14 protein-coding genes are annotated in these 13,797 nt (G+C 64.4%); 5 read left to right on the forward strand and 9 right to left on the reverse strand.

The annotated features are described in order from the left end of the window. The 3 genes from AC4FS3_RS00725 to gph all read left to right on the forward strand — a co-directional run bounded on the left by AC4FS3_RS00725 (position 1) and on the right by gph (position 2,011). Entirely contained in the window at positions 1-573 is a 573-nt protein-coding gene (locus tag AC4FS3_RS00725; protein WP_491018929.1) for a Smr/MutS family protein, read from the forward strand. Positions 574-665: 92 nt separating this feature from the next. Continuing rightward, complete coding sequence (gene rpe, locus AC4FS3_RS00730) at positions 666-1,358, forward strand: ribulose-phosphate 3-epimerase (protein WP_249496033.1); 693 nt, start codon at positions 666-668, stop codon at positions 1,356-1,358. Beyond that, entirely contained in the window at positions 1,355-2,011 is a 657-nt protein-coding gene (gene gph, locus AC4FS3_RS00735; RefSeq protein WP_491018930.1) for a phosphoglycolate phosphatase, read from the forward strand. The genes rpe and gph overlap by 4 nt, the downstream gene beginning before the upstream one ends. A gap of 25 nt (positions 2,012-2,036) precedes the next feature. Here gph and AC4FS3_RS00740 read toward each other — a convergent pair whose 3' ends face one another. From AC4FS3_RS00740 to clpS, 3 genes are read right to left on the reverse strand one after another with little or no spacing between them, the layout of a single operon-like run. Continuing rightward, positions 2,037-2,849 carry an SDR family NAD(P)-dependent oxidoreductase gene (locus AC4FS3_RS00740; protein WP_491018931.1) on the reverse strand — a complete coding sequence of 271 codons (813 nt, stop codon included), beginning with the start codon at positions 2,847-2,849 and terminating at the stop codon, positions 2,037-2,039. 26 nt (positions 2,850-2,875) lie between these two features. Next, positions 2,876-3,862, reverse strand: a complete 987-nt coding sequence (locus AC4FS3_RS00745) for a class I SAM-dependent methyltransferase (RefSeq protein ID WP_491018932.1) — start codon at positions 3,860-3,862, stop codon at positions 2,876-2,878. A gap of 36 nt (positions 3,863-3,898) precedes the next feature. Next, a complete protein-coding gene (gene clpS, locus AC4FS3_RS00750; RefSeq protein ID WP_249496036.1) occupies positions 3,899-4,267 on the reverse strand; it encodes an ATP-dependent Clp protease adapter ClpS in 369 nt (122 codons plus the stop codon). Between the two features lie 150 nt (positions 4,268-4,417). Between clpS and AC4FS3_RS00755 the strand changes: the two genes are divergently transcribed. Further along, positions 4,418-5,110, forward strand: a complete 693-nt coding sequence (locus AC4FS3_RS00755) for an HAD family hydrolase (RefSeq protein WP_491018933.1) — start codon at positions 4,418-4,420, stop codon at positions 5,108-5,110. A 198-nt stretch (positions 5,111-5,308) separates the two neighbouring features. Further along, positions 5,309-7,396: a D-alanyl-D-alanine carboxypeptidase family protein gene (locus tag AC4FS3_RS00760; protein WP_491018934.1), complete on the forward strand. Its 2,088-nt coding sequence runs from the start codon at positions 5,309-5,311 to the stop codon at positions 7,394-7,396. Between the two features lie 95 nt (positions 7,397-7,491). Here AC4FS3_RS00760 and AC4FS3_RS00765 read toward each other — a convergent pair whose 3' ends face one another. The 6 genes from AC4FS3_RS00765 to AC4FS3_RS00790 all read right to left on the reverse strand — a co-directional run bounded on the left by AC4FS3_RS00765 (position 7,492) and on the right by AC4FS3_RS00790 (position 13,392). Continuing rightward, on the reverse strand, positions 7,492-7,938 hold the full coding sequence (locus AC4FS3_RS00765) for a hypothetical protein (protein WP_491018935.1): 447 nt from the start codon (positions 7,936-7,938) through the stop codon (positions 7,492-7,494). Between the two features lie 72 nt (positions 7,939-8,010). Next, entirely contained in the window at positions 8,011-8,172 is a 162-nt protein-coding gene (gene ccoS / locus AC4FS3_RS00770) for a cbb3-type cytochrome oxidase assembly protein CcoS (protein WP_092900746.1), read from the reverse strand. A 9-nt stretch (positions 8,173-8,181) separates the two neighbouring features. Then, a complete protein-coding gene (locus tag AC4FS3_RS00775; protein ID WP_491019299.1) occupies positions 8,182-10,386 on the reverse strand; it encodes a heavy metal translocating P-type ATPase in 2,205 nt (734 codons plus the stop codon). A gap of 16 nt (positions 10,387-10,402) precedes the next feature. Beyond that, positions 10,403-10,954 carry a FixH family protein gene (locus tag AC4FS3_RS00780; RefSeq protein WP_283176743.1) on the reverse strand — a complete coding sequence of 184 codons (552 nt, stop codon included), beginning with the start codon at positions 10,952-10,954 and terminating at the stop codon, positions 10,403-10,405. Further along, the gene (gene ccoG / locus AC4FS3_RS00785; protein ID WP_491018936.1) at positions 10,951-12,387 is read right to left on the reverse strand and encodes a cytochrome c oxidase accessory protein CcoG; all 1,437 of its coding nucleotides are present in this window, start codon (positions 12,385-12,387) and stop codon (positions 10,951-10,953) included. Before ccoG ends, AC4FS3_RS00780 begins: the two co-directional genes overlap by 4 nt. Before the next feature lie 363 nt (positions 12,388-12,750). Then, positions 12,751-13,392, reverse strand: a complete 642-nt coding sequence (locus AC4FS3_RS00790) for a GFA family protein (protein ID WP_491018937.1) — start codon at positions 13,390-13,392, stop codon at positions 12,751-12,753. Between the last annotated feature and the right edge of the window lie 405 nt (positions 13,393-13,797).

Genomic DNA, 13,797 nt, shown 5'->3' on the forward strand with positions numbered 1-13,797 from the left:
TTGGCGCGGCGACGGGTGCTCCGCCCCGAGGAGCGTGACCTCTGGCAGGCCGTGGCGCGAACCCTGCGCCCGATGCATGGCATGCAGAACGGGGCGATCCCCGAGGATGTGGCGCAAGAGGCCATCTTCCCGAAAGAGACCCTGCCGCCTCCCCCGCCGCCAAAACCGGCACTGCCGCGGTTTCGGCTTGGCGAAAAGGCGACCCCCGTGCAAAAGCCCGCCGCGCCGCCGCCATTGCGGATGGATGCCGGGCTGCACAAAAAGATGATACGCGGCAAGATCGCGCCCGAGGCACGGATCGACCTGCACGGTATGACGCTTGCCGTGGCGCATCCCGAACTGATCGCCTTTCTGATGGGGGCGCAGGCTTCGGGCAAGCGGCTGGTGCTGGTGATCACTGGCAAGGGCAAACAGGTCTATGAGCCGGTGCCGCGCCCCATCGGCGCGCTGCGCCATCAGGTGCCGCACTGGCTGCGCCTGCCGCCTTTGTCGGCAGTGGTGCAGGAAGTGACCGAAGCGCATCTGAAACATGGCGGCACCGGCGCCTTTTATGTCTGGCTGCGCCGGGGCTGACCCCGCGCGGCTGACACTGGCCGCAATCCGCTCTGGCACCAGGACCCGATCACGGCTATTTCAGGCGCATCCCAGTCGGAAAGGCCCCGCATATGAGCTTCTCGCGCGCGATCAAAATCGCCCCTTCGATCCTCTCAGCCGATTTCGCCAATTTCGGCGCCGAATGCGAAGCGATCGAGGCCCAGGGTGCCGATTGGGTGCATGTCGATGTGATGGACGGGCATTTCGTCCCGAATATCACCTTCGGCCCGGCGACCTGCGCCGCGATCCGGCCGCATATCAAGGGCGTGATGGATGTCCATCTGATGATCGCGCCGGTCGATGCCTATCTCGAATCCTTTGCCAAAGCCGGCGCCGATTTCATCTCGGTCCATCTCGAAGCGGGGCCGCATATGCATCGCTCGCTTCAGGCGATCCGGGGATACGGCGTCAAGGCGGGGATCTGCCTCAACCCCGCGACCGGGATTGAATCGGTGGAATATCTGCTCGACCAGATCGACCTGATCAATGTGATGACGGTCAATCCGGGCTTTGGCGGGCAAAAGCTGATCCTGTCGCAGATCGACAAGATCCGCCGCCTGCGCGCCATGATCGGCGACCGCCCGATCCATATCGAGATCGATGGCGGCGTCACCACCGAAACCGCGCCGCTGGTCGTTGCGGCCGGCGCCGATGTGCTGGTGGCGGGTTCGGCGGTCTTCTCTGGCGGGTCGGTGAAAAACCCCGCACCTTATGGCGAGAACATCCGCGCTTTGCGCGCCGTGGCCGAGGCCGCGCGCCAATGACCACCACTGCAACCCCGGTCATCTTCGACCTCGACGGCACGCTGATCGATTCCGTCCCCGATCTCCGGGCCGCGCTGAACCAGGTTTTCGAGGCCGAAGGCCAGGCGCCTTTTGACCTTCCCACGGTCACCTCTTTTATCGGCAAGGGCATCGCCAATCTGGTGCGGCGCGCGATGGAGACCCGGGGCGTTGACATGGCGCAGCATCCCCGGCTGGTTGCCGCGATGGAGGCCGCATATGAGGCCGATCCCACCGCGCGCACCCGGATCTATCCCGGCGTGATCGCGGCGCTTGACGCCTTGCAGGCCGCTGGCCACCCGCTTGGCATCTGCACCAACAAGCCCGAGACGGCAGCACGGATCGTCCTCGATCAGATGGGCCTGACCGGCTATTTCGCGGCCATCGTCGGCGGGGGCCGCGTCGCGCTGAAGCCAGATCCCGCGCCCCTGCATCTGTGCATCACCGAACTGGGCGGCGGGACGGCACTCTATGTCGGCGACAGCGAAGTCGATGCCGATACCGCGGTCGCAGCCGGGCTGCCCTTCCTCCTCTACACCGAAGGCTATCGCAAATCGCCGGCCGAAGAGATGCCGCAGACCGCGCGGTTTTCGGATTTTTCGGAACTGCCCTGGCTCGTGGCCGAACAGGGCTGAGGCCCGGCGCCCTGTAACGCGGGCGTCAGAACGCAGGCGCGGCGACGGCATCCAGCAGCCCGCGCCCGCCATCCACCACCAGCACCTGCCCGGTGACAAAGCGCGACGCATCCGAGGCGAGATACTGGATCGTCTCGACCAGCTCGTCAGGCGCCGCGATCCGGCCAAGGGGCGTGCCGCTTTCGATCCGTTCCCGCAGCGCAGGCGCCTCTTTCAGCGCCAGTTGCAGGCTCGCGCTCATGACCGAGCCGATCGAGACCGCATTGACCCGGATCCCTTTCGGCGCCAGCGCCACGGCAAGGGTCCGCGTCATCTGCTCTACCGCCGCCGAGGCCATGGAATAGCCCAGCAATTCCGGCTGTACCCGGACCGCCGCCACCGATGAAAAATTGATGATCGAGCCGACAGCGCCGTATTCATCCGGTTCGGTGCCCGCGGCGGCCTGGATCATCCGCTTCGCCACCAGCTGGCTGAGCCGCAGCGTCGCGACCACATTCTGCTGCCAGAGCGTCTCGACATGATCGGCATCGGGGTTCAGCACATCTGAGATCTGGCAGCGGCGCGCGGCATTGATCAGGATATCGATCCGCTCAAAGGCCTCTATTGTGGCCGAGACCAGGTTCACCAGCGTCAGTTTTTTCGTCAGATCACCCGGGAACAGTCGCACCGAGCTTTCGTCCTGGGCCGCCTCACCCATTTCGGCCATCAGCCGTGCCTCATCCGCATCGGCCAGCATGACCCGCACGCCCTTATGGATCAGATGGCGCGCGATGGCGAGACCGAGGCCGCTGGCGGCGCCGGTAACGATGGCGGTCTTGCCGGAAAGAGAGAATGACATGCTGGATCTCGGGGTTCTGGCGGCGCTTAGCGGGTCGGGCGGCGCGGCTTGATGGCGCGGGTCACGCGGAAGGCATTGGTCTGCGCGATTGTCTCATATTCCAGGAAATGGGTGGTCAGCGCCTCATCATAGGGCAGATGGCGGTTCGCGACCATCCAGAGCGCCCCATCCGGCGCCAGCATCTTCCGCGCCGCCTGAATGAAGGCAAGCCCCAGCCTCGGGTCAGAGCTGCGACCGATATGGAAGGGCGGGTTCATCACCACGGTCTCGACAAGGCTTTCGGGGCGGAAATTCAGCGCATCTCCCCAGTGGAACCGGGCGCGGGCGTCCTGGATATTCTCGCGCGCGCAGTCCAGCGAGACCGCTTCGGCCTCGACCAGATCAAGCCGTTTGACGCTGGTCCGCGCGACGATCGCTTGCGAAAGATAGCCCCAGCCCGCGCCCAGATCGACCACTTTCGGGCCGATCTTTTCGGGCAGCGTCTCTGCCAGCAGCACCGATCCCGGATCCGGCCCATCAGCGGAAAACACCCCCGGACGGGTGATGAAACCGCCCCCGATCTCACGCGGGCGGGCGGTCCATGCTGCCAGTTCCGGGCCGGCGGGGAAGGCCGCTATACGACCATGCGCTTTGGAAATCGGGCCCGACAGCGCGACAAGCGGCTTCAGATCCTTCAGCGCGGTCTCGATACCGTCGGTCTTTTGCCCGTCAACCAGCACCGGCCCGCCCGGGCTTACCGCTGCTGCCGCCTCGGCCAGAAGCGCGCGTGCATATTCGCGCGAACGCGGCACGCAGACAAGCGCCGCCGCCCAGGGCCCCTCGCCTTCGACCGCGTAGCCGCGCGCCGCAAAATGGTCGCGGTCAGGGCGAAAGCCCGTCAGCACGGTGGTACGATCTTTGGGAAGATCTGAGAGGTCATCGCCTTCCTGCGGGCGATAGACCGCAATCTTACCTTCTGAAGGAAGCACAAAAAGGCCCTGTTCCAGGGCCAGCTCTATCCGGGATGCACGCATGTTCCGCCTGTAACGCGAGGGCCAGTTTCGCCCGCCTTACTCTTTTTCCATCGTGCATTGAAGCGGATGCTGGTGACGGCGGGCGAAATCCATCACCTGGGCGACCTTGGTCTCGGCCACTTCGAACGAAAAAACCCCGACTACGGCGAGACCCTTTTTATGAACCATCAGCATGATATCGAAGGCCTGGGCGTGGTTCATCCCGAAGAAGCGTTCCAGAATATGGACCACAAACTCCATCGGTGTGTAGTCATCGTTCAGCAGCAAGACCTTATAAAGCGGCGGGCGCTGTGTCTTCGGCTTGGGCTTGGCGAGAAGCGACGTCTCCTCGCCCGGTGCGCCACCCGACCCACCGGCGCCCGGACCATTTTCGCGGTCAGACAGGGTAAACGGGTTATAGGCCAAATCGGGTTCTCCGGCTGCTGAAAGGATTCGCATTGTCTTGAATCTGACAGGAATATAATCGCTTTTCTCACCACGAAAAGAGCCACGAGAGTGTTAAGATCGCATTGATGCATCAACGCCCGTGTCACAACAACACCGGGGAACCGCCAGATGATCACCTCCATCGGCTTTGATGCGGATGATACGCTGTGGCAGAATGAGGCGTTTTTCCGCCTCACCCAGGAGCATTTCACCGATCTCCTGCGCGATTACAGCGACCCGCATCAGCTGCATGAGCGGCTGCTTGCGGCGGAAAAGCGCAATATCGGCGCCTATGGCTATGGGGTGAAGGGCTTTACCCTGTCGATGATCGAAACCGCGATCGAGGTGACCGAGGGACGCGTGCCGGCTTCGGTGATCGCGGAACTGCTGGGTGCCGGGCGCGCGATGCTGGATCATCCGGTCGAACTGATCCCCCATGCCCGCGAGACGGTCGAGGCCCTGGCGGGGGATTATCGGCTGATCCTGATCACCAAGGGCGATCTTTTGCATCAGGAGCGCAAACTGGCACAGTCCGGGCTTGGTGATCATATCGATGCGGTCGAGATCGTGTCGGAAAAGACGCCCGAAGTTTACCGGAAGATCTTTGACCGCCATGGCGAGGGGGCAGCGCGCGCGCTGATGACCGGCAATTCGATGCGCTCGGATGTGGTGGCACCGCTGGAGGCCGGTGCCTGGGGCGTGCATGTGCCCAACGGACCCGCCTGGGAGCTGGAATCCGCCGATGAACCGGTGCAGAATCCCCGCTACCGTCACCTTGCGGACCTGTCTTTCCTGCCCGGATTGCTGCAAGAGCTCTGCTAGGCCCCCAGGAAATAGCGCTATTTGCGACGATTCACCCTGGATATGGCGGGTGAAACATAGCTGCATCAGGTGAAAATTCCGCGAAAACCCCTTGAAATTTCCGGGTTTTCCACCAGGGTGACCTGTGCTAGCCTGTCCGTCAGGCAGAAGTGAGATCCCATAAAAACCGGGGTCCGAAACAGGCAAAGGATCGGCGACGTGGCATCGCTTATCGGGCGGTTTATCCGCAGCATAACGCTATTCATCGCGCTTTTTGCGCTGATTCTTCCTGCGCTGGCGCCGGCTCCGGCCCATGCTGCACCCTTTGCTGCGATCATCATGGATGCGCGCACCGGCGAGGAACTCTGGTCGCAGAATGCGGATACCCGGCTGCACCCCGCCTCGCTGACCAAGATGATGACGCTCTATATCACCTTCCAGGAGATCCAGGCCGGGCGCCTGTCGCTTGATACCGTGGTCACCGTGACGAAACATGCCGCCGCGCAGCCGCCCTCGCGGCTGGGGCTCAAGGCCGGGCAGCAGATCAAGGTGCGCTATCTGATCCGCGCCGCCGCGATCAAATCCGCCAATGATGCGGCTTCGGCGCTTGGCGATCATATCGGCGGCAATGAGGCGGCTTTCGCGAGCCGCATGACCCGCACCGCCCGCGCGCTCGGGATGAAGAACACCACCTTCAAAAACGCCAATGGCCTGACCGCGACCGGCCATCTTTCGACCGCGCGTGATATGAACCTGCTCGGGCGGCACCTGTTTTACGACTTCCCGCAATTCTACAACATCTTCTCGCGTCGCACCGCCGATGCCGGCATTGCCAAGGTGGTAAACACCAACAGCCGGTTCCTCGACGGCTATGAAGGCGCGGATGGCATCAAGACCGGCTATACCGTGCCCGCCGGGTTCAACCTGACCGCATCGGCCAAGCGTGGCGACAAGCGCATCATTGCCACTGTCTTTGGCGGCACGTCGACCGCACAGCGCAACGCGAAGATGGTCGAGCTGATGAACAAGGGCTTTAACCTCGCGAAGAATGGCGTGCGTGAAAAGCGGCCGGCTGCTGCCGGTATCCAGGGCGGCGATGCCGTCGCCGCCGACCTGCTTGCCGATAACAGCCCGGCGGCCATCGACACGCCGAATGTGCCCGGCGGCGCTGCCAAGACGCTGCGCGTGTCCGGCGCGATGACCAGCTCGCCCCGTCCGAAAGCCCGCCCCGCCCGGGGAGGCGCCCCCGAGGCGCTGATCGCCGAGGCGGCGCCGGTCGTGGTGCCTGATGCGCTTTCGGCAGCCATTGCAGAAGGCGTCGAATCGGCTTTGGCCGAAGCCACCGCCGTTCCGCCGCCGCCCGGCACGCTTGAGGCACAGGCGGTCGAACTTGCAGCCGCGTCAGGGTCCGCATCCGGCGCCGCAATCGAAACGGTTGACCCGCAAGCGGTCGAGGCCGCACTGGCCGCCGCAGCCGCTGCGGCACCGGTTGCCGAAGAGGCACCGGCCGTGGCGATGGCTGCGGTCGCACCGGCCAGTGCTTCGGCCAGCGCTCCGGGCAGCCTTGAGGCCCAGGCAGCGGCACTGGCCGCTGGTGGTGCCCCGGCAGAAACCCCGGCGCCCGAGGCCGTTGCCCCCGCCGCGCAAGATGTGGCTCTGGCAGGGCTGCGGCCGATGCCGCGCCCCGAACATGTGACGCGGGCAGCTGCAGCGCCTGAGGCTGCCCCTGAAACGCTGCTGGCCGAAATCGCCCCTGAACCCGCTCCGGTTTATGAGCTTGTCGCCCCTGCCGCAGAACCGGCCACCAGGCCGGAGGCCGAAGTGATCCGGCTTGCCGGGGCCAGCGATGTCGCGCCCGAAGTGATGTCCGAACTCCCCGCCCCGTCGGGATATGAGGGCGCGCTGACAGCCGTGGAAACCGTGGCGGCGAATGCGCAAACCATGGTCACTGATCCCGAGGCCCCGACCCGTCGCGCGCCGATCTTTGAACCCGTCCGCATGGCGGCGGCAGAGCCTGCGCCCGAAGCACCGGCTGAAGAGCTGGTCGTCGTGTCAAAATCGACCTCGGGTGGGCGCGGTTTTGGGGTCGCGGTCGGCGCCTACAACTCGCATTACGAGGCCGAACGTGCGCTTCTGCGCACCGGGTTGACCGAAAGCGCCACCCTCGACCAGGGGCTGCGCAAGGTCACGCAAAAGGGCGGCAAATACCGCGCCTCCTTCCTTGGTCTCACCGAAGATCAGGCCGATCTCGCCTGCCGCCGGCTGCGCGCACGCGGCACCGCCTGCGAGACGATGGGGCCGGCCTGAGCCCCTCCGACCGACAGCTTTGACATACAGCTTTGGCTCAATGCGAAAAGGCTCCGGGATCTGATCCCGGAGCCTTTATCGTTCCCCCTGCCCCGTCACTCCGCCGCAGAAAAATAGTCCCGGAACGCGGCGCGGCTTTCGTCCGTCAGCACCGCCAGCGGCATGGCGCAGATGGAAAACCCGGCCTGGGGCAGGCTGTCGCGCGGGGCTTTTCCTGGATTTTTCGGGTCCATGGCAACAAGGATGATCTCTTGCGGCCAATCCCAGTCACGGGGCAACGGCATGGTGTCATCCGTCAGCACCAGCTCGAAAACATCGCCGACCTCGCCCTTCCAGACTTCGCTCACCTCCATCCGCAAAAGCGCATAGCGGGGCGCACGCGCAAAGCTGTCCCAGGCCTCGGGAAGATAGTCGATCACCCGTCCCGCCACCACGTAATCCGCCGCAGCCGCGCTTTCCGGCGTCGGCACATGGGTGATCTGGCTGGCCAGGGCCGCCCCCGGCGCCAGTGCTGCAGCCATTGCAAACAGGATCTGTCGCATCCGGACCTCCGCTATGTCTCACAGCGCCATCATGCGCCTGTGCGAGACGGCCGCGACGTCCGGAAATCCCGCTCAATCCGGGCGCGGCTTGTCGTCCCAGTCTTTCGTCAGGATCCGGCTGGCATCGCCTTCGGGGTCGTCAAACTGCCGCGACCGCATGGCCCAGATGAAGGCCAGAAGGCCAATCCCCCCCATAAACAGCGAGACCGGGATCAGGATGCCGAGGATTTCCATAAGCGCTCCCTATTTCAGACGCAGGGCGTTGAGCGAGACCGTAATTGATGACAGCGACATCGCAAGCGCCGCCGCAAGGGGGGTCGCAAGGCCGAAAAGCGCCAGCGGCACTGCCACGATATTATACCCGGCGGAAATCCTGAAATTCCCGACGATCCGCTTCGAGGCCTGACGCGAAATGCGGATCGCATCGGCGATGGGCGCGATATTCTGCCCCAGCAGCACGATATCCGAGGCCACCCGCGCCGCATCCAGCGCCGAGGCGGGCGAGATCGAGACACAGGCCTCGGCCAGCGCTGCCGTGTCATTCAGCCCGTCGCCGACCATCAGGACCTGGGCGCCCCCGGCCCGCAGATCCCGGATCCGCGCGGCTTTTTCAGACGGCAAGACGCCCGCCGACCAGTCGTCAATCCCAAGCTCTGCCGCCAGTGACGACACCGCCGCCGCATTGTCCCCCGACAGAAGGATCACCCGCTGACCGCCCGCCTTCAGTGCGGCCATCAGTTCGGCAGCACCAGGGCGCAGCCGGTCGGTGAAGGTGAAGGCGCGCGGCGCGCCCTCGCCAGTGGAAAGCCAGGTTGCGGTCTCGCTGCCCGCATCAGTGCCGCACCATTCGGCGCGGCCAAGGCGAACGCGCATCCCTTTCCAGCGGCCTTCGATGCCGTAGCCGGGTATCTCGCGGATCTCCTCAACGCGCGCGGGGCGCACGCCTGCGGCACGTGCCGCCTCGGCAAGCGCCATGGCCAGCGGATGCGAGGAGGCCCCGGCCAGCGCCAGTGCAACCTCGCGCGCGGACAGCGGGTGATCGTCCAGGTTCGTCACCAGCGGCTGGCCCATGGTCAGCGTGCCGGTCTTGTCAAACACCACTGTATCGACCTGCGACATCCGCTCCAGCGCGGTGCCGTCCTTGATCAGCATCCCCTTGCGGAAGAGCTTTCCGCTCGCCGAGGTCAGCACCGCCGGCACCGCGAGGCCAAGCGCACAGGGGCAGGTGATGATCAGCACCGCCGCCATGATATTGACCGACAAGCGGAAATCGCCGCCGGTCCAGATCAGCCAGCCGGTGAAGGCGACCGCCGCCAGCACATGCACGATCGAGGAATAGGCATGCGCCGCGCGTTCGGCCAGCGAGGTGTAGCGGGTCTTTGCTGCCTCGGCCACCGCGACCAGATCGGCCATCTGATGCAGCGAGCTGTCCTTGCCCGCCGCCGTGACGCGCAAAGTCAGCGGGCCGGTCAGATTGACCTCTCCCGCCGAGACCATGGTGCCGGGATGGGCCGCGACCGGCAGCGTCTCACCGGTCAGAAGGCTGCGGTCGATCTCGGAGGCGCCCTCTGTCACCACGCCATCAACCGGCATCCGCCCGCCGGAGCGCACGAGGACCAGATCACCGACCGCAACCTCGCTGATCGGTTTGACCAGTTCGGCACCCTCCGCAAGCACGATGGCGCGCGGCACTTCCAGCGCGGCCAGCTCCTGCGCGGCAGACCGCGCAATCGCCCTGGTGCGGTGGTCGAGGTAACGCCCGATCAACAGAAAGAAGGTCAGCATCACGGCGGCATCGAAATAGGCATGCGGCCCGGAATTGATGGTCTCGAAAATCGAGATGCAACAGGCCAGCACAATCGCGAGACTGATCGGGAAATCCATCCCCAGCCGCCCCGCCTTCACCGACCTCCAGGCGCCCCTGAAGAACGGCTGCGCGGAAAACACCACCGTCGGCAGCGCGATGGCGCCGGAAATCCAGTGGAACATGTCGCGCGTCGCCCCATCGGCGCCGGACCAGACCGCCACCGACAACAGCATGACATTCATCATGGAAAAGAAGGCGACACCCATCCGCATCAGAAGCTCGCGGCCCTGTCGGTCGGTCTCGGTCACCGATAAAAGCCCCGGATCCAGCTCATGTGCCTCATAGCCGGCGCGATCCAGCACCTGAACCAGGTCGGTGGGCGTGATCTCTGGCCCGGCATCCACCGAGACCCGCTTCAAGGTCAGATTGAGCCGTGCCGAGCGCACCCCCGGCACCGCCTGCAGCGCCTTTTCCACCGTCGAGATACAGTCCGCACAATGCGCTGCGGGCAGTGACAGCACGATCCGCGCCTCCTTCACCACCCGCGCCAGATCGGCGGCGGCGGGGGCCACGACACAGGCCGGGCAGGCCGAAATGCCGCCGGGGCTCTCAGACATCCGGTTCAGATCGCTGGCCGTCATGCTCATGATCTTGACCTCAGCCCTTTGGTGCCACGGTGAAATCCAGCCGGCGTTCGAAAGGCGTGCCATCCTGCGCGATGGCCTGCACCTTCATCATCCATTCGCCAGAACCAAGTTCGACCGCCGCCTCATAGCCTTTCCCGGTCCAGCGGAAATCGGGGGTCTGGTCATCCCTAGCGATGGTCACGCGGCCGATCAGCGCCTCAAGCGCGCGCGCCTCGACCGGCTGGCCGACGGCATCGGTGATCGTCAGGGACATCCGGCCCGGCTCGTAAACCTGCTCGATCCCCCAGCCAAGCGCCTCCTGCGCCTCGCGACGGCCGTCGAATCCCCGGCCCGCGACGTAAGAGCTTTGCACTTCGAGCCCCGGAAAGGTCGATACCGCCTTGAAGGCCATGAAGATATTCACTGCCGTGACGATCCCGAAAAAGGACAGCGTCGCGACCAGCACTTTCCCCCCTGTCAGCCTGCCGCGCCGGAACCAGAGGCCAAAGCCGATCACCACCAGAACCAGCGGGACGAACAGAAGGAAGATCGGCTGAAAGCCCGAAAGCTGGAAGTTGCTCATGGTTGGTCGCCTTTGCCGTTGAAGACCGTGTCTTTCGACACAAGATCGGTGGTATCTTTGACGCCGGGCACCGCCTCGCCCTCAATCCAGAGCCGGATGTCGCTGCGCTGCGCTCTGGCTGCCACCGTCCCGGGCGCCGCCGTAACGTAAAGCCGCACATGCGCGGTCTCATTGGCCGGAACCTCGATCCGTCCCCCTGTGCCGCCTTCGACCGACAAAGCCAGCGCCGGGTCTTCGACAGAAAAGGAGAACCAGCGGGCCTCGCCTTCCATATTGCGCAGACGGATCTCGTAAGTGTTGCGGATCGTGCCGTCCGAGAGCGTCACAAAGGTCGGATTGCGCACCGGAGTGACGTTGACATCAATCGGGCTGCGCAGGAACAAAGCCGCCACCAGCGCCGCCCCGACCCCGGCCCAGAGCAGGGTGTAAAGGATTGTGCGCGGGCGCAGAACATGTTTCCAGGCCGGAACAGCAGGCTCACCCTTGCGCTCGCGGGACTCGTCGGTCAGCGCGAGATAGTCGATCAGCCCGCGCGGCTTGCCGATCTTGTCCATCATGTCATTGCAGGCGTCGATGCACAGCCCGCAGGTGATACAGGCCAGCTGCTGACCGTCACGAATGTCGATCCCCATCGGGCAGACATTGACGCAGGCCATGCAGTCGATGCAGTCGCCCTTCTCGGCACCTGGCTTGCCGCGCGGCTCGCCGCGCCAGTCGCGATAGGCGATGGTGATGGTCTCTTCATCCATCATCGCGGCCTGGATCCGGGGCCAGGGGCACATATAGATGCAGACCTGTTCGCGCATGAACCCACCGAAGACGAAGGTGGTCATGGTCAGCGTCAGCATGGTGATCCAGGCGACGGGGCTGGCGCTGAGCGTCACCAGGTCACGCAGCAAAGTCGGCGCATCGGTGAAGTAGAAGATCCAGGCACCGCCGGTTGCAAGCCCGATCAGGAACCATGCCGTCCATTTCACCGCGCTTTTGCGGATCTTCTCTGCGGTCCATTTGCTCCGGTGCAGACGGATGCGGGCATTGCGGTCCCCCTCAATCCATCGCTCGACCAGGATGAAAAGATCGGTCCAGACGGTTTGCGGGCAGGCATAGCCACACCAGACCCGCCCGGCGGCCGAGGTGAACAGAAACAGCCCCAGCCCCGCCATGATCAAAAGACCCGCAACGAAATAGAATTCATGCGGCCAGATTTCGATCATGAAAAAGAAAAAGCGGCGATTGGCCAGGTCCACAAGCACCGCCTGGTCGGGCAGGTTCGGCCCGCGATCCCAGCGAATCCAGGGCGTGATGTAATAAATGCCCAGAGTAATCGCCATGATCCACCATTTCGCCGTGCGAAAATGGCCTTTGACGCGGCGGGGAAAGATCGGCTCACGCGCCGCATAAAGGCTCGGCGGGCTGGCTTCTGGTATGGACACGGACTCGCTCCGGAATCGGCTGTTGCAGTTTGGTATCGCAGACCGGCAGCAATCCGGCTTTGACATGCGTCAAATATTCCATGGGCGATTCAAGTTTGATCCTGTGCGGTGCCGCAGTGCGCAAATGCCGCAGCCGTGACCGCAAGGGTCAGCGAGTGCGGCCCGGATCCCGACCCTGACCAAACCCCGGAACGCGCGAACAGGAAAGGTTGTGCCAGGGTCGCCCCCCGCCGTCTTCGATGGGGTTCGAAAAGGCGGGGCGGTTTCTTAATGCCAAAAGCGCCGCCTCCGGGCCTTGACCTGGATCAATCCCACATGTGGGGCGCAGTCAGGCCGCGCGCATACTCTCGCGCAAGCCGGCCCTCAGCGCCCGCGACCGGCGAAAATCGCCTCAAGTTCACCGGTGGTGATCACCCGGCGCTCACCGGCAAAGGCGTAGAAGTCCGGCTTTTTGTCATGGCTGATCTCGGCCGCAAGCCGCAGCCCTTCGGTCCGGTCCAGCAGCCCCACAGAAAGCGAGATCATCCCCGCCATCGCAGCGGGCGCAAGGTGGCGCGTCAGAACCGGCGTGCCGCAGGTCCGGCAAAAATACGAGACCTCACGCGCCGAGACCTGGTATTGCGCCAGATTGTCCCATCCCGCGAATTCCGTGCTTCCCGCGCGCAGCATGATCGTCAGCGCCACGCCGCCCGCACGTTTGCGCGACGCCGCGTCATGGCTGGCAAAGACCATCGAGACCGGCTGGCCCGACCGGAAACTGACCTGGCCACAAAGACAGCGGCCAGTTGCGAGACCATTTTCACCTTCGGGAACCGGCGCGGACAAAAACCCCGGCAATGTGTCGCACGCCAGATCCTGTGCGCCCGCGACATGGCGATAACCATCAGATTCCGGAGAGATTTCCGGGACAGGAGTGGCGCGCTGCGGGCTTGCCGTGAAAGACGCGCCTGCCTCTCCACCAAAGCCGAACGGGCATCTGGCGCCGCCCCCGGTTGCATCCTTCATCGCATTTCCCTGACTTAACGCTGCTGGGGTGGTCTGCGCCGCAATCAGCGCGGCGACCATCGCGGATCGCGGCATTCTAGCCGCGAACAGTGGCGGCGTCACCATCCGAGGCAGACCGCAGTCGCGGATCAACGATCAGGAAGCGCTTCGGTCTCGCGCTCCGGCCGGCGTTCGACTTTTGTGGCAGTCCTCGTCAGAGGTGATCCTGTCCTTGCAGGTGATCAGCACGCGCGAGGTCTGACGCAGCCGCGCACGCTTTCACGCAAGGCCTGAACAGTCTGTTGCCCCAGATCAGCGCAGTGGCGTGGCCGGTGTTGGGGATCCGGCCTTTCAGCGGAATATTCGGGTCAGTGGCGCCCGGCCTGTCAATCAGGTCGCGATATTGCAGAATGTCGGCCTCACAAA

Source organism: Pseudogemmobacter sp. TB195, from assembly GCF_058313095.1.

Bases quoted from the DNA above. Each gene is read 5' to 3' on its own strand.
- rpe (WP_249496033.1), top strand. From the start codon at position 666: ATGAGCTTCTCGCGCGCGATCAAAATCGCCCCTTCGATCCTCTCAGCC.
- gph (WP_491018930.1), top strand. From the start codon at position 1,355: ATGACCACCACTGCAACCCCGGTCATCTTCGACCTCGACGGCACGCTG.
- AC4FS3_RS00740 (WP_491018931.1), bottom strand. From the start codon at position 2,849: ATGTCATTCTCTCTTTCCGGCAAGACCGCCATCGTTACCGGCGCCGCC.
- AC4FS3_RS00745 (WP_491018932.1), bottom strand. From the start codon at position 3,862: ATGCGTGCATCCCGGATAGAGCTGGCCCTGGAACAGGGCCTTTTTGTG.
- AC4FS3_RS00755 (WP_491018933.1), top strand. From the start codon at position 4,418: ATGATCACCTCCATCGGCTTTGATGCGGATGATACGCTGTGGCAGAAT.
- AC4FS3_RS00765 (WP_491018935.1), bottom strand. From the start codon at position 7,938: ATGCGACAGATCCTGTTTGCAATGGCTGCAGCACTGGCGCCGGGGGCG.
- ccoS (WP_092900746.1), bottom strand. From the start codon at position 8,172: ATGGAAATCCTCGGCATCCTGATCCCGGTCTCGCTGTTTATGGGGGGG.
- AC4FS3_RS00775 (WP_491019299.1), bottom strand. From the start codon at position 10,386: ATGACGGCCAGCGATCTGAACCGGATGTCTGAGAGCCCCGGCGGCATT.
- AC4FS3_RS00780 (WP_283176743.1), bottom strand. From the start codon at position 10,954: ATGAGCAACTTCCAGCTTTCGGGCTTTCAGCCGATCTTCCTTCTGTTC.
- AC4FS3_RS00790 (WP_491018937.1), bottom strand. From the start codon at position 13,392: ATGAAGGATGCAACCGGGGGCGGCGCCAGATGCCCGTTCGGCTTTGGT.